The organism is Flavobacterium xinjiangense, from assembly GCF_900142885.1.
GTDB lineage: Bacteria > Bacteroidota > Bacteroidia > Flavobacteriales > Flavobacteriaceae > Flavobacterium > Flavobacterium xinjiangense.
Map to the genome: position 1 here is coordinate 370,628 of NZ_FRCL01000001.1, position 21,546 is coordinate 392,173.

At 34.0% G+C, this 21,546-nt stretch carries 13 protein-coding genes; all 13 read right to left on the reverse strand.

Annotated elements, in window-relative coordinates; translation table 11 throughout:
• Positions 1–11: 11 nt before the first annotated feature.
• The 13 genes from deoC to BUC23_RS01720 all read right to left on the reverse strand — a co-directional run bounded on the left by deoC (position 12) and on the right by BUC23_RS01720 (position 21,482).
• Positions 12–755: a deoxyribose-phosphate aldolase gene (deoC, locus tag BUC23_RS01655; protein WP_073204359.1), complete on the reverse strand. Its 744-nt coding sequence runs from the start codon at positions 753–755 to the stop codon at positions 12–14.
• A gap of 176 nt (positions 756–931) precedes the next feature.
• Positions 932–1,312: a VanZ family protein gene (locus BUC23_RS01660; protein WP_244153754.1), complete on the reverse strand. Its 381-nt coding sequence runs from the start codon at positions 1,310–1,312 to the stop codon at positions 932–934.
• The gene (gcvH, locus tag BUC23_RS01665) at positions 1,305–1,685 is read right to left on the reverse strand and encodes a glycine cleavage system protein GcvH (protein WP_073204366.1); all 381 of its coding nucleotides are present in this window, start codon (positions 1,683–1,685) and stop codon (positions 1,305–1,307) included. The genes BUC23_RS01660 and gcvH overlap by 8 nt, the downstream gene beginning before the upstream one ends.
• Positions 1,686–1,779: 94 nt before the next feature.
• A complete protein-coding gene (gene sov, locus BUC23_RS01670) occupies positions 1,780–8,937 on the reverse strand; it encodes a T9SS outer membrane translocon Sov/SprA (RefSeq protein WP_073204369.1) in 7,158 nt (2,385 codons plus the stop codon).
• A gap of 23 nt (positions 8,938–8,960) precedes the next feature.
• Positions 8,961–9,542 (reverse strand): Holliday junction branch migration protein RuvA, encoded by a 582-nt coding sequence (ruvA, locus tag BUC23_RS01675; RefSeq protein ID WP_073204374.1) that lies wholly within the window; start codon positions 9,540–9,542, stop codon positions 8,961–8,963.
• Positions 9,543–9,636: 94 nt separating this feature from the next.
• On the reverse strand, positions 9,637–11,919 hold the full coding sequence (locus tag BUC23_RS01680; RefSeq protein ID WP_073204377.1) for an NADP-dependent malic enzyme: 2,283 nt from the start codon (positions 11,917–11,919) through the stop codon (positions 9,637–9,639).
• Between the two features lie 154 nt (positions 11,920–12,073).
• On the reverse strand, positions 12,074–12,508 hold the full coding sequence (locus tag BUC23_RS01685; protein WP_073204382.1) for a CBS domain-containing protein: 435 nt from the start codon (positions 12,506–12,508) through the stop codon (positions 12,074–12,076).
• A gap of 72 nt (positions 12,509–12,580) precedes the next feature.
• Complete coding sequence (locus BUC23_RS17805; RefSeq protein WP_084538283.1) at positions 12,581–15,658, reverse strand: MFS transporter; 3,078 nt, start codon at positions 15,656–15,658, stop codon at positions 12,581–12,583.
• A gap of 32 nt (positions 15,659–15,690) precedes the next feature.
• A complete protein-coding gene (locus tag BUC23_RS01700; RefSeq protein WP_073204385.1) occupies positions 15,691–16,629 on the reverse strand; it encodes a carbohydrate kinase family protein in 939 nt (312 codons plus the stop codon).
• A gap of 1 nt (position 16,630) precedes the next feature.
• Complete coding sequence (locus BUC23_RS01705; protein WP_073204388.1) at positions 16,631–17,806, reverse strand: glycoside hydrolase 100 family protein; 1,176 nt, start codon at positions 17,804–17,806, stop codon at positions 16,631–16,633.
• Positions 17,799–19,109 (reverse strand): MFS transporter, encoded by a 1,311-nt coding sequence (locus BUC23_RS01710; protein ID WP_073204391.1) that lies wholly within the window; start codon positions 19,107–19,109, stop codon positions 17,799–17,801. The genes BUC23_RS01705 and BUC23_RS01710 overlap by 8 nt, the downstream gene beginning before the upstream one ends.
• 129 nt (positions 19,110–19,238) lie before the next feature.
• Positions 19,239–20,156 (reverse strand): GyrI-like domain-containing protein, encoded by a 918-nt coding sequence (locus tag BUC23_RS01715; protein WP_073204394.1) that lies wholly within the window; start codon positions 20,154–20,156, stop codon positions 19,239–19,241.
• Entirely contained in the window at positions 20,157–21,482 is a 1,326-nt protein-coding gene (locus BUC23_RS01720; RefSeq protein ID WP_073204397.1) for a vanadium-dependent haloperoxidase, read from the reverse strand. It abuts the gene before it with no gap.
• Positions 21,483–21,546: the final 64 nt, after the last annotated feature.

The window sequence follows — 21,546 nt, forward strand, 5'->3', positions numbered from 1 at the left end:
TTTTTGTGAATTTAGTATTCAGAGCTAGATTCTTGCCCATTAGCAATTGATTTCGCACCGGAGGTGCCTATTCTTTTTACACCCAGTCGAATCATTTCAACCGCCTCCCCATATGTCCTTACTCCCCCTGCTGCTTTAACAGGTAGCGGCGAGGCATTTTCAAGCATCATAATAATAGAAGGAATCGTGGCGCCATTAGGCAAATTGTTTTCTGTTTTATAAAAGCCAGTGGATGATTTTACAAAGACATTAGGAAATGATTCTTGTTTAAAATTTGAAACAACAATGTTTTTAATAAAAGCTGACAATTGTATAATTTGTTTATCATCAAGTGCAGCTACTTCTATAATCCATTTTACGACTTTCCCATTATCTAAACCTAATTGTGTGCATTTTAAAATTTCATCCTTCACCAAATCTAATTCACCACGCTTGAATGCTTCATAATTGCAAACAAAATCTAAATCATCGGCTCCATCTTTAATTGCTTGTATCGCTTCTTTAAGTTTTTCTTCTGCGTTAGACTTTCCTTCTGGAAAATCAATCACTGTTCCAATTTGCAAAATTGAATTGGCGTCAGTAATCATTTTTTTGGCCATTGAAACCATATCAGGACGAATCATTATGAGTTTAAATTGTTCCTCAATAGCTTCCTGAATATTGTTTTTGACTACAATAGCATTCTCAACTTCACTAAGTCCAGCTTGAGTTGCCGTTTTTAAATAGGTTGCGTCCAGATATTGTTTAATATTCATTGTTCTTTTGGTTTTATAATGATATAAGGTCTAATGAGCAAAAATACATTTTAAATTCACATATTTTTAATATAAACATTTACTTTTTGTACTTACTAACCCTTTTAACACATCCATTATTAACAACGAAATGTTCAAGTATAAAAAATCCCACCTAAGTGGGATTATATTATCTGCTATATTTTATCTACACTACGATACTTATTAAATATTAAAACGATGCAAACTGCCAAAATTGCTCCTGCCATATTTGCCAGAACATCAATAAAATCTGCTCTTCTGGTTGTCGTACAGCACCCTTGCAATATTTCTATTCCTATTCCAAAAAAAACAGAAAAAACAAATGAAATGCATAAAGGCTTAAGAAGGTTTGAACCTAACTGTTTTTTAAAAAACAAAAACCAAAATACCGTAAATACAAAATGAAAGCTTGCATGTACAAATTTATCTAAATAGAGTATACTTACACTTGGAAGATTACTTGAAGGCGTTAAGCAAAAATACGCTATCACTCCTGTCCAAGATAAAGCTATCCAAAAGTACAGTAATTTAGGCACCAATAAGTTCTTTGTATGATTCACTCGAAAGCAATGAATCAACTTCATCCATTTTAGCAACTTTAATCTTTATCATCCACCCTGCGCCATAAGGATCAGAATTGACAACTTCCGGCGTACTTTCTAATGAGTCATTAAAAGCGACAATTTCTCCTGACAAAGGAAGAAATAAATCAGAAACCGTCTTAACCGCTTCAACTGTACCAAAAACCTCATCTTTTTCTAAAGTTTGGTCTAAAGTTTCTACCTCAACATATACGATATCTCCTAATTCTTTTTGTGCAAAATGAGTAATTCCTACTGTTGCAATATCACCTTCTAAACTAACCCATTCGTGATCTTTTGTGTACTTTAAATTTGCTGGTATATTCATAAAAATATTTATTGATAATTACTATTTACTAATTGAAATTTTATGCGACAAATGTAACAATCTCAATTCAAATCACCTTTAGATTTTAAGAAAATTAATTGCCAAAATTATATCGCATCGTAAATCCAGATCGAATGTTGGTTAATGGAAATGAAGTTGATATTACGGCTTTCGAAAAGGAATGATCATAGTAGAAAATTGCAGTCAAGTTTTTACTGAAAGCATAATCAGCAGTAAATTTTACTGACCAAATATTTTGCCCTCCGGCTAATTGATTATTATCATAATCCAAATAACGAACAATTGTTTGATTATTACGGTATGATAAATCCCCTTTTATGTTAATATCACTTTTTATTATCCCCGTAGGATTATCAGCCAACCTGGAAGAAAAAATTACATCCTTAAATCGATACCCTAGTCCAACAACGTATTCTATTCCTTTAACCTCGGTCAATAAATTATTATCAAAACTCATGGATAACGCTCTGTCTTTCTTTATTTCAGTAAGTATTTTTAATGAATTTTTTAATTCAAAATCCATTCTAATAAGCGGACTGAATTGCTCCACTAAATTGATATTAGACATAATTGTCTTATTGAAAAAATTTCCGCTTGCATCCACTCCATCCGGGTTTTTATCATATTCAAAATTAGACCTAAATGCATTAATTGTATAAGAAGCTCGGTAACCATGCTGCATAGAAAAACGCTTGAAATTTTCTTTGAAAAAACTATAACGCATCAATCCATTATATTTCACAGCCCAGTTTGGTATTGGAAAACTTCTGAAAATTCCAAGAGAAACATCCGAAGCATTAGAACCGGAATAAGAGGCTAAAAAAGCAGGTAATAATACCGCTTGATTATTTTTACCATATCCTAATGGATAACCTTCAGCATCGAGATTAGCCGGGTTATTTACGTCTATCCCACGTTGTGAAGCCAATCGATTCGCAACAGTGAGTCTATTAATTCTAAAATCATCAAAAGCTGCAGATCCATTCTCATCACTCGTCGAAAATGCTGTTTTTATTAGAACAGTCGATATAGAAAAAAGACCGTAACTATAAGGCGATTGAGGTATGTACCCATCTTGAATATCAACTCTATATTGTTCCGAGGAATTTCTAGAATAAGCTCTATCCAAAGACAAATCAATTTTTAAGTCCGGAAATAAATCAACATTTGCTGTTGCCTTAAATATTCTATTTTTTACTTGGGTAAAATTCTGATTGAATTCTTGATAATTGGTCAACCATCCATTTCGGGCCGCTTCATATCGCACGTCATCTTGGCTACCAAAAATAAAACCCAATGAAGGTCTTGATGACCCTAAAAACCCAATCCCTGGAGTATATCCCGGTAATACTGTACCACTATTCTCCGTGTAATTCATTTGAACATTTTTAACACTGGTCAAAACCCCAATCAAACCGTCTACAAATTCATTGTTTTTCGCAGGTTGTTGATTGTTTGTATTCACCACTTTTTCTCCTGGTTTTGGAATAGCGGCTTTAGGTTTAGGAACTGACTTATTTGTGTTTTTTGACACTCCTAAATACTTATATAATAAATCCATGTTGAACGCAGCATTCAAATTATTTGAACTTGCGTTTTGAATCGTATTCCCCAAATTATAATTATTCCCGTCAATTTCTATTTGAGACAGTGCATTAGAAGATCGTTGCCAGCTGTAATCTCCCTTATAGGAATAATTAGCTTTTACAAAACTAAACAGCGGAATTTTATTAATTGGCAGTTCATAGTTCAACACTAATTGTTGCATATGTTGATTAGGATCTCCAATATCCCAATAACTATCCCAAATCGTAAAAGAATCAATGGGTTCATTGTTCTCGTTCAAATAATTTTTGACAATATTACTGGATGAAGCTGTATAATTTAATTTTAAAGATTTTGTCAAATTAAAATTAAACCCATATTGATAATTGAACGCAAAATTTCTTCGATACAAAGGATCAAGTCCTATTCCTTCCACATCAACTTGTCTAAATTGCTGACGGTTGTATTGCCTGTTAATATTAGAATTAAATGAAATATTGGAAGGCAAATAATTAAAATTAAAATCACTTAACAATTTCCAATAACTGCTTTTTTTCATGAAAGCGGTTTTCTTAAAAGGCTCCACTGGTTTAGGTTGAAAAGTAAAGCCATAATCAACCGATGAACTTACATGCTGATCGATATAATCTTCAATTTCAAAATCATGTCGTTCCACTTCATTAATAGATTGCGAAAAGGTGAAATTTTCTACATCATAAACATGTTGTTTTTGCTCCGGGCTTCTTTCTTTTCGAACTCCTATAAAGTTGATACTTGTTCGTTTTGTATAATCCGTTGCTCTGCTTTTAATATTATCTCTTTCAGCTTGATTATCGGTATTGTCCAATAGTTGTTTTAGCTTAATATCTTGATTGAAAGGATCATATTCCGGTGTAATCATTTCTTCGCCAACAGCATAATTAAAAGGTAAATTCACCCCCCATTTTGGAGGTAATAGTTTACCAAGATTCAAATTCGTTACTATATTGTATTGCTGCGTATCCTCACGGCTTCTTTCATTTGGCCCTTGTTCTAACGCTCCAAAACCAATTGTACTCATTTTACCTGTGGCAGAAACTGTGGCAAAATCCGCAAGATTTGAATCTACATTCAGCACCGCAGCCATACCGCCTTGATTATCCATATCGGCGATACGCAATTCATTGAACCAAACCTCCCCTTTAATATCCTGATGCGTTTCATTACTCTTAACACCAACCATTAAAGTTCTAACTTGACCAAAATTAGGGTTCCCTTTTATCCCTAATCTCAATTTATTAGGTTTATTGGATAATGATGGATCCAGTTTATCATCATCTTCATATTTATAATAAATTCCGTCCAATGGCAAATCATTTGGATTTACACTCATAGCCAAAATCTTCAATTTGGTTAATAAAGCTAAAGACAAATCAATTTCATTATCCTCTGGCCAAACCGCTTCGGCACTTAAAGCAGAGCAATCAGAAGTTGACGAAGAAGAAGGCTTCGTTATTTTTAAGGGAATTTCTATCTGGTAGAAATTTTGCGTAAAGTCATTTCCAAAACGTATAAAACCTACCATTTGATCATCCTGAAGTGCAATTTCATTTGGCAAAGACTCTGCATGCAAAAACATTTTTAATTTTTTGAACTGACGCATGTCGATACTTACATTTTTAAAGACAGCTCTTGAATCGTTTGGTTCCAATCCATCTCCAGAAACTCTTAACGCTAAAGATTGCTCGTTTTGATTAATAACCGTGTTGTTGTTGTACAGTTGCTCTCTTACAACCCCCGGCGGAGTTATATAATTTACTGGACATCTCTCATTGTTTTCTTGAACATTAACCGCTAATACATCTAAGTCAGTTTTGTCATCAAGTACATTGGTGTCATTAAAATCAAGTGTATTTGTATATCGTCTCCATTCACCCCTTACTAAATCTAAGGCTCCAAAACGAACTGTCACCTTATCATTAAAACCAGTCATAAACATTCTCATGAAACGTATCGATCTAAAATCGGAAATATTTCCAATCGTATTTTCAGGTTGTGAAACTGGTACTTTAAACTGAATCCATCTTGCATCTGTTACAGAACCGTTTGCCAAAGTCACCTGCGTATTTCTAATATCAGTAATGTAATTTTGTCCTATACTCATATTTGGCTTGACATCAATACTATATTCATAATACGCATTGATAGTATTCATGGTATTGTCCCTGTTAATATCCTCCACATCTGGAACCGTGGAAGCTCCTCTGTTAGGGTCATTAATATCAACGGCGGAGTTGCCATCTACTCCATTATAATTTTTATATCTGTCTGAAACATTTCCAGAAGCATTCAAGTAATACGTATAATCATCCGCTGCAGGATCCGGCTCTGATGCAAAATTATTATAAACAGAAGCTTCCTTGACGTTCGCCAAACCATCTAGACCAACATCCTGATTTTTTCTATTATCAGCATTGGTATCAAAAGCATAAATTAAAGATTGCGAAGCAGGCACATCTCCCCATACTGATGGTGGATTTGCCAATATTTGATCTGGACCAAGACCATTTTCATATTGTTTTCGTCCGTCTTTAAGGACATCCTCAGAAACCTCCCCTAAATTGAAATAAATTTTACCGGTATTAGTTTGTGGAATTTGACCGTTGCCAACATATGGATCTAAAACCCAAAATTGAATATATTCCACATTTCCTTGTTCGAAATTAGTTGAATTCAATGATCTCATTATCCCCCCATAATTTGATGTTGGGTTTGTATTATAATTCGAACTATTATTATAAGGCCCTCTTTCAGAAGGAAAATAACTTAAATCCAATGTATTGACAACTTGAGATTGACCTTGTGCAATATCCGTCAAAGGATATAACTCCTCGCTATAAATTCTTCGGGTAGTATTAAAAGACAAATCTTCATTTGAAATTCCAGCTGGTTTTTGAGTATAAAATACAGGGTCAATTGAATACCATGCTAATTTTGCTCTTTTAAAACCATAGCTTAAATCATTAGAATTGGCATTAAAATCATATGTACTTCTGGCATTTCTTTCCGGTGTAGATGACAAACTCCATGCATACGGGGATCGCATATCAATTGTTGACTGAGAACCTTCAAAATCGTCCACATATATAGTAGATTCTCCTTGAAAACGATCCGCTTTTGGTGAATCTGGTTTCAAAAATGCAATTTCGCCTCTTATGGAAAGATTCGAAGGAACATCTGTATCAATATTTGGTAACTTATTTACTAATCGGGTTAAAAAAGGAACCTCTGTGGAAAAATTAGAATTGAATCCAAAAATCGTGTTATTCACTGATTCCTGGCCGAAGCTTGATTTTTGTGTAAATGGTTTTTCGGACATTTTTAAAAAAGTAGCACCCACTAAAAAATTATCCGAAATTTTATGCTCGACATTAACGCCCATAAACCTTCTGGTTTGTTGACCAAAAATTGAATTATTCTCCAAAGAAACATTTATTGGCGTATTCGATGCTTGAAGAGATGGATCTAGAATCTGAACTCGTCCCAATTGATAATTGACACTATAATCTATCCCCTCCACTAAAATTCTTCCTCCTGCCGTCACAACAACTGATCCTCTTGGAACATTAAAAGCCCCAATCGGAATTCCGTCACCACCAGTAGATTTATACTTACCTCTTAATAAAAATTTGTTTTTATCACTGTCTTGTAAAGCCCCAGATTGCGTATTTCGATACATACTTTTGAACACATATTTCTTTTGATTTGGGTTATAACTACTTTCGTTGTTATAATTTTCTGCTGAACCAGTATTCGATAATTTAGAAAATAATAATTCTCCAAATGGTTCTTTGGTCGTGAATATTATCCTCCCGTTTTGAGCATCGATCGTTAAGCCTTGCATAAAATCAAAAAAACCATCTCCTCCTGTTTGTGGATCATTATTGTAATTCAATTTATCTAAATTAAACACTTTAAGTAAAGGAGTTTCAGCTACTTTATTTTCTGGCAACGGATTTGCTGGAAAAGGACTTCCAGACACCTCCGTAATATAATTTAAAGCAGATGGATCGGTGTAAAGAATATTAAATCTGAAATCTTCTTGTTTTACTTGATAGGCCCCAGGAATTTGATAAATGTTTTTCATCATAAGGTTCCAAACCGGATTTTTGACATTGGTCAAATTACTTTTAAGCATTTTCAATATCAGACTTTGCGTAATAATTGCCTGATTTGATTGATTAACTCCCGTTACAACGGTAGCATCTACTCCATCACTTCCAAACTCCCCAACTTGATAAACTTTGTCCCCAATCGTATATTGATAAGCTACCGCTAAAACCTCATCGTTCGCTAATCTTTGTTGCAACGAAATATATCCTAATTGAGCATTAAATGTATATTCATTAGGATTCAGCTTTCTGGCATTTTCAAGCTTAGAATAATCCTGTCCTTCGCTTACAGTAGCATTAAAACCAGAACTTGAAGTTACTATTTCGCGAATGTTATTATTTAACAAACCACTTCCGGCTGCAATTTGCGCAGGATCATAATCATTATTCGAGTTGTCAGAAGGAGAATCGATTGGACTATTAAAAATTCCGGCAGAAGGGTCTAACACGACCACCTCATTATCCGCTAAACCCGTTAATTGCCCTTCCCCTAAATCCTGAAGCGCAATAATATTTCGTAGATTATTATTGGTTGTAGTTACTCGGTTTTGTTTATTGGTAACCCAGATTTCCAATCTTGAAATTTGAACTCTACTATCAATAAAAGGATAGTTTTTTAAGGAAGCATCATACTTATTTCTGAAATATTGTGACAAGAAAAAATGCCTGTCATTATCATAATCCAATGCGTAAATATCAAAATCCTGAATTGTTCCACCTCCATGAGCAACTATGCTTTTGGTCTGTGATTTCTGTTCCGAAAACACACCAGTAACAGTGGTTTTACCAAATTGTAACTGTGTTTTCACACCAAATAAACTTTGAGCACCTCTGATCAAGGAACTGTTTAGTGGCATACTTACGTTTCCAACCTCAATTTTTTGAATAATATCATCTTCAGAAGGGGCGTATTCTAACTTTATTAAATTTTGAAAGGCAAAAGTAGACTGCGTGTCATAGTTAGCATTTACATTAAGTCTCGTCCCTACTTTCCCCATCAAACTCATACTTATCCTTTGATTGAAATCAAAAGAAAGATTTGATCTGTTCCTCGGTGAAAAGGAAGGATTATCCTGTTTTGTGTACCGCATCCCTAAATCCATTTCTACAGATCCAGTTGGCTTAACATCAATGGTATTGCTTCCGAAAATGGATTCAAAAAGACCAGATTTTACGTAATATCTTGGCAGTAAATCTTTTTTAGCTGCTTCACTCCCCTCTTTTTTCCCATCTATCGCATCCACTTTTTTCTTGAAATAATCCCGCATGGATTCTTTCAAAACCAAGTTTTCATATTCTTTTGGAGTTAAAATAATAGGATAATCAATAGAAAACCCATCAATAGAATTGGTATAAATATACCTATCCGTGACAGGATCATAAGTGTATGCAGAAAGAATACTTTGAGGGTCTTTAAGTTGGACTTTCCCTGTAGAAAAACCAGTTTTGACTGTATCCTGAGCAGCTGGTGTTATCTGGGCTTGCGTTACAAAACCACAAAATATGACTAGCAAAAAAATAGAAATTTTATGCATATAATCCGTTTTTTGAGTCTCTTTTATAAGTTTTTTAAAGCTTTTTTAATAATCGATTCAACAGAAGCCTCTGGATCCTCTTTTACAATTTTTTCTACGATTCGTTCTGAAGTTTTTCGAACAAAACCTAATACCTCCAAAGCAGATAACGCTTCATCTCGATTTGTATTGTTATGTGATAAAGAAACTTCGTCTAAATCATACAATTTCAATACTTTTTCTTTCAAATCAAGTATCACTCTTTGGGCCGTTTTACTACCAATTCCTTTTATCGATTGAATAGTGACTACATCACCTGATGCAATTGCATTCGTAATTTGTTTGGGGTCTAAGGAAGACAACATCGTTCTGGCTATGCTAGCTCCAATACCAGAAACTGACAATAATAATTTAAAAATCTCCCTTTCTGATTTTTCTACAAAACCAAATAAAGTATGCGCATCTTCTTTTATTTGAAGATGCGTATACAATTTTATAAAGTCAGTATTAGGAAGCAACGAGTAGGTATGCAAAGAAATATTTACATGGTACCCAACACCTCCGCAATCAATAACTACCTGGGTTGGTGACTTCTCTACTAATTTTCCTTGTAAATGTGCTATCATTGTTATTATTATATGTCGCCAAATATAACAAAATTAGCAAATTATCTTACTAAATTTATCTTTATAACTATTTTTATTGCCAAAAAATAACTTATTATAGCTGTTTTTTCTTTTGCTTTTCTTGTGCGTCAATTACAGCAATAGCTGCCATATTTACCATTTCTTCTACGCTTGCACCTAATTGAAATATATGAACAGGTTTACCCATTCCTAACATAATAGGTCCTATCGAGTCCACTTTATTTAATTCTTTCAATAGTTTATACGTAATATTAGCCGATTCAAGATTTGGAAAAATTAAAGTATTTACTTTTTTACCTGCTAGTTTAGAAAACGGAAACTTTGCTTTTAACATTTCTGGATTTAAAGCAAAATCAGCTTGAAGTTCGCCATCTATAACCATCTCTGGATGATTTTTATGCAGATAAGCCACTGCCTCTCTCACTTTTGAAGCACTTTCATTAGTTGAAGATCCAAAATTAGAATAAGAAATCATCGCTATAACCGGCTCTACACCAAACATCCTGGCGGTTTTTGCAGTCATTATGGCAATTTTCGCTAAATCGTCTGCGGAAGGATTAATGTTTATAGCCGTATCCGATAAGAACATTGGCCCACGAGCCGTCATCATCATATTTGTGGTAGCAACTAGTGACGCTCCATGCGCTTTATCGATAAGTTGCAACATTGGTTTTACCACAGAAGGATAACTTCTGGAATGTCCTGTAACTAATGCGTCCGCTTCTCCCTCATTGACCATCATGGCAGCAAAATAATTTCTTTCGCGCATTAATTTTTGAGCATCCAATAATGAGATCCCGCGTCTTTGTCTGGAAGACCAATAGGTGTTTGCAAACTTATTTCTTCTAAATTCCTCCACTTTTTCTTTTGGATCAATAATCTGAACATCAGCATCAAAACCTAGCTCTTCTTTTAATTCCAAAATAATTTCTTTATTTCCAAGCAAAATTGGAAAACCGATTCCTTCTTCTAATACAATTTGAGCCGCTTTAAGAACATCTAAATGGTCTGCTTCTGCAAAAACGATTTTTTTAGGATCTGTTTTGGCTCTATTGGTAATCAATCGAACCATTTTGTTGTCATTCCCCAATCGATCTAAAAGCTCTTCTTCATACTTTTTCCAGTCTAATATTGGATTCAAAGCTACTCCTGAGTCCATAGCTGCTTTAGCGACAGCTGGGGCAACAATTGTAATCAATCTCGGATCAAATGGTTTTGGAATAATATAATCTCTTCCAAAAATTAACTTAGTTGCTCCATAAGCAACATTTACTTGCTCCGGAACGGATTCTTTAGCCAATAATGCCAATGCTCTTACCGCTGCCATTTTCATAGCCTCATTTATTTTGGTAGCTCTAACATCTAGTGCACCTCTAAAGATATATGGAAATCCAAGAACATTATTTACTTGATTAGGATGGTCAGAACGACCAGTTGCCATAATAACATCTTTACGAGTTGCAATTGCTAGGTTATAATCTATTTCAGGATCTGGATTTGCCATCGCAAAAACGATCGGATTTTCTGCCATCCCCAATAACATTTGAGCCGTCATAATATCTCCTGTTGATAATCCTAAGAAAACATCAGCTCCAACTAATGCCTCTTCCAGACTCATTGGCTCAACATCCTTTGCATATTTTTGCTGTAAATCAGAAAGAGATTTATTGTCTTTTGTTAAGACTCCTTTACTATTAAACATCAATATGTTTTCTATCTTCACTCCAAGTAAAACATATAAATCAGCACAAGCAAGAGCTGCTGAGCCTGCTCCAGAAACTACTAATTTTACGTCTTCTGATTTTTTATTTGCTAACTCCAATGCATTCAACAAAGCTGCAGATGATATAATTGCTGTACCATGCTGATCATCATGCATCACCGGAATATTTAATTCTTCAACCAGTCTTCTTTCTATTTCAAAAGATTCAGGAGCTTTGATATCTTCCAGATTTATCCCACCAAAAGTTGGTGCAATATTTTTGACAGTTTGAATAAATTCTTCAATATCTTTAGTCCCTATTTCAATATCAAACACATCTATATCTGCAAAAATTTTAAACAATAAACCTTTACCTTCCATAACTGGTTTTGATGCTTCCGGACCAATATCTCCAAGTCCTAAAACTGCAGTTCCGTTTGTAATTACGGCAACAAGATTTCCTTTTGCTGTATATTTATATACATTATTTATATCTTTTGCAATTTCCAAACAAGGTTCTGCTACACCTGGCGAATAGGCCAAAGACAAATCTCTTTGGGTTGCATATTTCTTAGTTGGAACTACTTGAATTTTACCTGGAGTAGGCTTTGCGTGGTATAATAATGCCTCTCTTCTTTTGCTATTTTTGTCCATTTTTTAGATTTTATCCTAGTTTACAAAGATATACCACTTGGCCCAAAAAGTAAGCTATTATCTTATTCTTTTACAAAAAAGAGCCTAAGTCATTATGTATAAATTAAAATAGCTGCAAAAATTTGCAGCTATTTTAATTTATAATTTATTCTTTTTACATCTTGCTTCCGCTGATATAAGAATCTAAATGTTCTATTGTATTTTTTTGAACTTCGATAATCGCTTTTACAACGTCTCCCATCGAAATAATCCCTATAGTTTGATCATTTTCGATAACCGGTAAATGCCGGATTCTTTTGGTACTCATCAATTCCATACAGTAGTCTAGATTGTCAGATGGTTTTACAGTAAAAACTTCCTTTTCCATTATTTCATTCACATGAGTTTTCTTTGAAGATTTGTCTTTAAGAACAATTTTTCTAGCATAATCTCTTTCAGATAAAACGCCTTTTAATACATTATCTTCAATTATCAATACTGCTCCAATATTCTTTTCTCCCATCACTTTTAAAGCCTCATATACAGTAATAGTAGAGACTATTGAATATACTTCTTTTCCTTTTGTGCTTAATATTTGATTTACAGTCATCTTGAATAAATTTATTGAATTATAAAGTTAGAAAAAATAACATACAAATGACAAAAAAAATTATTTTTATTTTTAAAACAGTTCGTCCGGAGCAGTCAATTTGTTTAGTTCCTGTTTCAAATTATCATCCAATATTCGTAAACCATATTGATAGGAAGCATTTACCCACCCAAATCCTTCTTTTGCGATATAATCAAATTCAGTTCCTACATTGCCATACTCCGCAAAAACTTTATGAGAACTAATTTCTAAATCAAACTTCTCAGGAATAGTTCCGTTATACTCGACGGCATTTTTTGTGATTAGCCACAGCCAGCGATAAACCATCTCTTGTGCTTTATCCAGATAGTTATAGTTAATTAATCCTTCCCATAATAACATTTGATGTGGTGCCCAACCAAATGGATAATCCCATTGTCGCTGTGGTCCGTCTTTTGGAAAATTAGCGATACTTGCCTCGGTACTTCCTGTAATTCCGCCCGACTTTATAAATTGAGGTAATGCGATTTCTATCAATTTTTTAGCTTGATGTTCATCGCATAATTTAGCCCACAAAGGGAAAAAAGTTGTGGCTGCTTCAAATGGAAATTGTTTATTATTCACAAAATCATAATCAAAATACATACTTGATTCTTCATTCCAGCATAATTCATTGATTGTATCTTTTCTTGAAAGAGCCTTTTGTTCCCATTCTTCTGAAGTATAGATCACCTCTTCCATTTGAAAAGTATTATGAAAATACTCTTTTATCAGATAAGCAATATCTTTTTCATATTTATAAAGGAAGCAATTTACATCAACTGAGTTCAAATTAGCACAAGTATTTATCAACCTGTTCGTTGTATCATGACCACTTTCTCTCATGCTTCGATCATGCACAAAATAGAGATCGAGCTCCGCATCAACCAATGTTCTTTCCAGATATTTTTTCTCGAATTCTCGAATTGGTAACTTATATTTTTTTGCGTAAGGTTCTAAAACATCGTCAAAATGTCCTGGTTCAACCTCAAAAGGCATGCCCACCCCTTCAGCTTTATATCTATTTAACCCAGTTTCTGTCAATCGATTTCCTTGTACCATCCAAACCGTGTTATATTCCAGAATTACGGTTTCAAGATGACTTCGCAGCCACTCTAAACTTGGGGCTTTATATTTAATAATATCAATTATTAGCGATGAATACAAAGGAGGTTGTGTTCTTGTTAAGTAATAACTTCTATTCGCATTCAGGATTTTTCCATAATGTATAATCTGATACTTGAAGTTTTCGGCTATAGCCATTGCTTTTTCCAATTGATTGTCAACTAACAACCCAACTCCAATAAAATAACTGTCCCAACCATACATTTCATTAAACCTTCCTCCAGGCACCACAAAAGGAACACCTTGTAAACTATATAACTTTTGTTCTAGTGCTAAGGCAAGAATTCCTGGTTTAGTATTTAAAGTATCAACATACTCAACCGAATAATTTTCAGGTAAAATTTCGAGTTTAAAATTTCTAAGCTCCTTTTCTAATTCTTTAAAATAAACTACCCCTTGTTTATCTTTTGCAGAAACATAGAGCGTAGGCACTTTATTGGACGTCTTTTCGTCTTCCATGATTTGGGTTAGCCCCATTTTATCTATTGTACGCGAAAGTTCGTCCCAATAATCTTCTTTGATTTTTCTCGAAATACGTTCTACAGGATTTTCTTGAATTCGATTTAAATCTACCTCCCCGAATTGAATATTACTTTCTTTCAGCATTGCTAATTCCTGAAGTAAGTTCGATAAATGATACGTTCCTTCTATTACTTGCTGCTGCTTTGTTTTTTCGTCCTGCAAAACAAATTTTTTAGGACCCTCATCGTCTTTAGTGATTTTTTTATCATTATCTGTATCTTCCTGAAGCAACAGTGCTTGGAATACCTTGTCTATGTTAAGTAATAATTTCATTTTTTTTGAAGTAAGTTTTTTTAATATAAAGAAAGAAACGAGCAATAATGACATTGGGATTAAAGTGTAATAGAATGCCTTTTCAGGACCTTCATTTTTGAATAAATATCCAATAATTCTAGAGCCGAGAGTACCGCCAAGTGCCGAGAAAACGACAATTAATCCCGTCATCGAGCTGTGCATTTTTTTAGGCAGCGCACTTAAAACTACCGAATTTAACAGAGGATAAATTGGGGCGATAAAAAGTCCTACCAATGGGAATGCGAAACCAATTAACGGAATATCGCTTAGCGAATTAATTTCTTTCACATCTAAACCAACTGTTTTTGGCAGTACAAAAACTACAATTAGCATCGCTATTACAATACATGAACTAAGTACCCAAATCCAATTTACTTTTTTAGTTATTACACCCGCCAAGAGTCTTCCAACTGCTAATGAAATTGCCAAAATACTCGCCATCATAATACTGATATTCTCTGGAAGATGTAATACTTTACTATTAAAAGTAGGCAACCAGGACATTATTCCTTGTTCAATCATCACAAACAAGAAAGCACTTATTACAAAAACAATTGTTAATAGTTTTGCAAATAATTTAAACATTTGTTTGAAATCATCAGCTAAGTCAACTCCTGGTATTTCAGTTTTATTTTCAAATTTAGCAAAAAATAAAAATCCAAAAGACACTAATGAAATTGCTGCTAATAACCAATATACATTCAACCAGGCATCCGGATCTGCTTCAGAATTAAAAGCGGGAAATAAAAAATAAGCTACGGCAATCCCTATCATAAAAACGCCTTCAATACTACTCATCAAACTATTATGTTCCTGCTGATTATCCGTAACGGTTCCAATAAGAGAATAAACTGACACTTTTATTAATGCAAAAGAAACACCCACCGTAGCAAAAAGCAATTTTGCGGTGCCGAACGAATTTCCAAAATACATACTCACACAGGCTACAGAAACTAATGCCAATCCAATAAGCATAGCTCTTTTATATCCGATTCTTGGCAAAAAAGAAGCAATTAAAAAAGAAACTATTGCTATAGGCAAATCCTTAAAAGCCTCTAGAATACTCGCCTGTAATTCATCTACGCCATAATTTTTTTGTGCTTTTAATATTACTATCCCAACACTATTTAGCAGTATAGCAAACACAAAATAATTCAAATACATTGCAATTTTTATAGTACTTTTTCTCATTTAATATATATTTGGTTTTGGTTTAACAAAAATTATGATTCGATATTCAAATAGTCTTTAAAATTTATTCCTTCCGGCAACCTTCCCACGTTTTGAAGTTTTAGCACCGCTAATTTTTGAGCTATTGTAATGGATTCTTCCAGATTTTTATTTTCTAATTGTGCATATAAAAAACCAGTCCAAAAAGCATCCCCAGCACCGGTAGTGTCTTTTATATCTTCTATTGGCAAAGCCTTTTGATGAAACATACCAAAATCAGTATTTGACAATACAACTCCATCTTTTCCTTTTGTCAAACAAATAGTTGAAGCGCCTAATCCGTGAAAATACTCAAAAATGAAGTCTTCCGTTTTAGATTCGGCGAAGAGTCTGTAACAATCGTCCTCACTTAGTTTCACCAGAGGATTGGTAGATAAATATTCTTTTAAAACAACTTTTGCATCTTCTCGATCAGGCCATATTCTTTCCGAAAAATTAATGTCGATGCTCGTTAGCAATCCTAATTTCTTTGCTCTTTTAGCGCTTTCTAAAATAGTTGTTCGAGCCGGATTTTTGCTTAATGCAAAACATGTGGTATGAAAGACTTTGGCACTTTCCAATATTTCATTTGGAATTTGACTTTGTTCAATTTGATAATCTGCCTCTCGATACGGAATAAAATCTGGTGTGCCGGAAGATTTTGAAACAAGAATAATGGAGGTGGGAACCCCCTCTAATTTTTTAACCTGAGCGGTAATAACATTATTCTCTTTTAATTTACGAACAATATATTCTCCTAAACCATCCTGACCACAAGTAGCAATTAATGCCGATTTCAAACCTAATCGAGAAGCATTCACAGCTACATTAGTTGGCGATCCGCCAAGGAAACGATGGTAATCTTTTGTTCTATTGATGGACGTATTTACTTCATGTCCTATAAAATCAATCAGTACTTCGCCAGCACATATTATATCTATTATTTTTCCCACTTTACACTAAAAATTTAAAGTTAGTATTTATACTTTGACCCAACATAACCGCTGCTGCTGCACTCCACGCACAAAAAGGAACACCATTTGGCACTTTAGTCTTGCTATTAAAATTCTCATAAAAACTAAAATCCTCCTCAGCATTCATTAGATTTATCGAATCTAAAAGCTGGTTTGCCTCCAATCGTTTTTCTTTGGCTAATAAAGCCAAACCATAAAATCCGTTCACCATCGACCAAGTTCCCCCGTTGTGAAACTCATTAGGATGATTCCTAAATTCGTATTTACAATTATTTTTAAGCAAGTTCCAGTCCAAATCACTCTCTTTTATTGCAGGCCAAAAAGCGGGTAATAACTGCAAAGGCATTTCATTTTTGAGTTCTATTGAATATTCCAAAATGCTATTTTGAAAATCTTTGGAACCAATATTTAAGAACAGCGCCAACGAATTTCCGAAGGCATCAAATTGCATTTTGTATCCTGCGGGAGAAAAAGAACAGGGCATATATCTTTGAAAATTCACTTCATTGTATGCTCGCTCATGGTATTTCTCACCAACCGAATTTGGCGTAAAATTAATTTCGATTTGCTCCGTGATTTTTTCAATTTTATTGCTAATCGAGTTGTCTTTTGCAAAATAATTGTAACTCTTTAGTGCCCATATTCGAAGCAATTGATCGGATAAAACATAACCATCTGTAATATATTCATCAGCCCAGTTTCCTGAAAGCGGTACATACAACAAATGCTTATTATTAAACTCCCAAGCTTCCAAAAGCTGCAAACACTTTTGAATATTACCTTCGTATTTTTTTACGAAAGTGGAATCATTTGTATAAAATGAATATTGACAAATACCTATAATAAACCAAGTCACCGCATCAACTCTTCCCGCCAAACCTCCATAACTCACTTCAATGACATCCTCATTGGTCATTACATTTGAAGGAATCGTCCCATTATGGTGTTGATTATTGGCTAATGTTTCTAATGTTCTTCGGAAAATTTCAATCAATTCCTCATTTCCTGAAGCCAATGCAGCCAATCCGCAGATTACACCATCCCTGGCCCATACTCTTTTATAATTAGAAACATCTTCAGCACTAGCTAAAAAACCTTCGGTTGAGGAAGCACTCTGTAGCAATTCAATTGCTTTATTGTAATTTAAATCATTCACTTAATTCTACTTTCTTAGTTTTAATAAATAAGGTGCATACTGCGCCAATTATCAACAATACTCCTGCAAAAGTTATTGCTAATCTAGGGTCATTATTCAAAAAATGTTTTAAAATATAACCAAAAGTTATCGTTTGAATAAACATCGGAATTACAATCATCATATTTATAATTCCCATATAAACTCCATAACGTTCCTTTGGAATGTCGTTTACGACCATTAAATAAGGAATTCCCATCATACTGGCCCATCCAATTCCAAAACCAGTTATGGCTGGAAACAATAAATATTTATTTTCTATATGAGGAAAAATTAAAAAGCCAATTGCTGCCAACATCAAACAAGTAAAATGAACAAATTTTGCCGAATATTTTTTTGCAAAATATACTAGTGAAAAAGCGCATAAAAAAGTTACTATATTGTACCAACCATTAACCAATCCTGTCCATCCTACCGCTTCGGAATATAATTTCATGTCTTTTTGAGGTGTTGTATGCCAAACAGAGAGAGCAATACTTTTCGATGAATTTTGCCAATAACAAAACAAAGCGTACCATTGAAATAGATACACCAAAGCCAGTTGCCACATTACCTTAGGCATATGTTTTACGGCACTAAAAATATCAATAAACGGAGTATAAACATGTAAAGGCTCCTCTTGTATCTTTTGCAACTCTTCCTCTGTAGGCGGAATTTCCTTTGTAGTGTGCGAACTCCACAAAACGGACGCTATTGAACACACTGCACCTAGAAAAAAAGAGGCATATACCCAAGTAGGTAATTTTCCAGTTGTACCGATAAAGATCATGGGAAATATAAACAACGATATGTTTGCCAATGTTTGTCCAAAACCGGTGAAGAAGCTCTGAGCCTGAAAACCAACAGGTTGTTGAGACACATCTAACTTGTCTGCAATAAAAGCACGATACGGTTCCATTGCGGTATTATTCCCTGCATCTAAAATCCATAATAATCCCGCTGCCATCCAAAGTGAACTGCTAAAAGGAAATAGGAATAATGCAATGCTGCAAACTAATGCCCCTATTAGAAAAAAAGGTTTTCTTCTTCCTCCAAATTTTGGAGACCAAGTTTTATCACTTAATGCTCCAATTATTGGTTGGATCAATAATCCCGTCAATGGTCCTGCAAGATTAAGTAATGGCAACTGGTCTGGACTGGCACCAAGAAAATCATAAATGGGATTTACTGCACTTTGCTGTAAACCAAAACTATATTGAATCCCCAGAAAACCAACATTCATATTGATAATCTGCCAAAAACTTAATTTTATTTTAATTCCCATTCCCTGATATGTTAATTTTTTCTAAATTTAATTTTAAAATTCCCAAATGAATAAAGAAATAAAACAAAAACGTTTTCGGAATAACCGAAAACGTTTTCGAAATGTTAAAATAACAATAGAAAAAACTACTTATTTTTTAGCATATGGAATAATAATTTTTGTTTCCCACTCTAACTCATTTCCTCCATTAAAAGGATTTGCGAGAAAGTGCTCCAGGGGTTTATTATCTAATTTAATGTCATTTTTCTTTGCATAATCAAGCAATGTAAACCAAGCTCTGTCTGATGTTCTGAAATTTCCGTAATAAGTAGCTTTTAAGCCTTTAAGTGCTGGTATCGTTTTGAAATGTACCACCTCACTTTCTACAGTTGCAGCGTCTTTTTCAATTGGAAAACAATAATTAAAATTTAGTGTTTCCGTATCTTGATTCCAATTTACAATTTCTACGTAAGGACTGCCAATAATTTTAATCTTGTTTTGTTGCAAATACCCTGTAATAATTTCATCATTACGAATCATTGTCTGTGCCTTTTCTTGCATCACACTCTTTAAATTAATGTAAGCTACATAGGTATCTTCAGACGAACCCTCTCCTTCAATTTTAACTTTAAAATTTTTAATATGATTCTCCAAAGCATCTTTGAAACTCGAAATTTTCTTTATTTGCTCCACTTTGAAACTAGTGCTAAAAAAAGGAGCAGTAAGTCTGTTGTAAATGCTGTTGTTAAAATCCTTTATTGAAACGTTGATTGATGTGACTGAATCATTTATAGATTTCATTTCCCAAGTATATTCCATACGAGTATTACCTTTATTCATTTCTTGCTTAATAAAATCGAAATTTTTCTTTTCAAGAGTTATGCAGGTTTCTTTTTGGCTTACAGATTGAGCGAAAGACCATTCCTGAACACCTTGAAAAATTGTACCAGTAGCAGCTTTAACTTTAAATGAAATACAGTAATCACTCTTTTTAAGAAATAAATACCAAACTAAAAACAATGAAAATAGAAGACCCAGTAGTAATGCGATTTTTTTTCTGCTTAACATTTATTTTGTCATTTTTAATTTTCCAACAATAAAACTACCTAAGTTTTCTCCTTGTGTTATACCGTTTACAATCGCTGCTTTATAATGTATTCCTCCATAAAATCGACTCATTGCAGCTTCTTTAGCTGCATCGTTAAACGATTTAAAACTCCTATTTGGCAAACCATATGGTAACTCTGTATTATCAAGATAGGCAAAATTATCCCCAAAAACTGACGTCAATATAGCGGCTGAACAGGCCGAAGCTACTGAATGTCCACTGCAATATTCAGGAAATGGCGGTGTTTGTAATAATGGTCTCCAATTTTCATCTATATTTTGATTGATCACAGTTTCTGGTCTTACAACATTGCTTCTGAATTTTTCATCCCAACAACTGATAAAGGCATCAAAAAGCCCAATTGAAGTTTGGGTGTATGCATATATCGTTTTCTCGAAATCAGCATTTGACTTTTTGCAGGCAATTTTAACAATTCCCATCCAATGACCTCCAGGAGTTATTTTCTTTTTAGCAAACATCATGTGACCTTGATTAACCGTAACATAAGGATTACAGTCCCAAAATTGAGCCATTTTTATTTCTTCAGATGAATCCCCTTTTTTTATCATTTGCTGACTAATATCATACACTTCTTGAACTTGCTTAAAAAAAGGAGATTTTTTGTCTAACGAAAAGGGTAAAGCGGGAATTGGTTTGAATTGGGAAGCCGAGTCTAAAACCAATGTTCTAATCTCACCCCAATGTGGTTCTACAGCATCCATATACGCTGGTGGAGTAGGCTGCCATCTTCCGGGTTGATTTGCATAAACAGAAAATTTAGACATTGTTCTTGTTTGTTTGTAATTATCTTTTCCCATCCATTTTTTAATCCTCTCCGCCACTTTAAGCCCGTATTCTTTTGAAACTTCAAATTCTTTCTCGTTTTCATTTCCCCATTTCTGGTATAAACTATCTCTAAATTTTTCAACCAATTCTTCAGAAAACACTAATGCTTTGCTCACTTCCATATGCGCGATAAGAGCAGCTACATTTTTATTTACACCACTTTTTGGGTCCAAAGCTGGGATAGAATCTAATCCGTTTAATTGACCTTGCAAACTGGAATACCTTTTACTGTTTTGCGCAATTATTTCAAAGGCAGCAATATTAGGATACGTGTAAATCCTGCTCGCTACTGGTGGTGAAAAAATATCGTGAACCAAAATTTGAGTTACATTGTCAATTGAGGCGGAGTAGTCACTCGGTGTTACAACAATAGATTTTTCTTTTTTGCAGGAAACAAAAAGAAAAATAATTACAGCCAGTGTTAAAAATTGTGTTTTCATTTTTTTGTATTTATTATCTGTTAAAAGCAAGGAACGGTATAGAATTCTCGTTCTTAACAGCTCA

Excerpts from the sequence above, each read along its gene's own strand:
- sov (WP_073204369.1), bottom strand. The coding sequence starts at position 8,937 with ATGCATAAAATTTCTATTTTTTTGCTAGTCATATTTTGTGGTTTTGTA.
- BUC23_RS17805 (WP_084538283.1), bottom strand. The coding sequence starts at position 15,658 with ATGAGAAAAAGTACTATAAAAATTGCAATGTATTTGAATTATTTTGTG.
- BUC23_RS01715 (WP_073204394.1), bottom strand. The coding sequence starts at position 20,156 with ATGTTAAGCAGAAAAAAAATCGCATTACTACTGGGTCTTCTATTTTCA.
- BUC23_RS01720 (WP_073204397.1), bottom strand. The coding sequence starts at position 21,482 with ATGAAAACACAATTTTTAACACTGGCTGTAATTATTTTTCTTTTTGTT.
- BUC23_RS01680 (WP_073204377.1), bottom strand. The coding sequence starts at position 11,919 with ATGGACAAAAATAGCAAAAGAAGAGAGGCATTATTATACCACGCAAAG.
- BUC23_RS01685 (WP_073204382.1), bottom strand. The coding sequence starts at position 12,508 with ATGACTGTAAATCAAATATTAAGCACAAAAGGAAAAGAAGTATATTCA.
- BUC23_RS01710 (WP_073204391.1), bottom strand. The coding sequence starts at position 19,109 with ATGGGAATTAAAATAAAATTAAGTTTTTGGCAGATTATCAATATGAAT.
- gcvH (WP_073204366.1), bottom strand. The coding sequence starts at position 1,685 with ATGAATATACCAGCAAATTTAAAGTACACAAAAGATCACGAATGGGTT.
- ruvA (WP_073204374.1), bottom strand. The coding sequence starts at position 9,542 with ATGATAGCACATTTACAAGGAAAATTAGTAGAGAAGTCACCAACCCAG.
- deoC (WP_073204359.1), bottom strand. The coding sequence starts at position 755 with ATGAATATTAAACAATATCTGGACGCAACCTATTTAAAAACGGCAACT.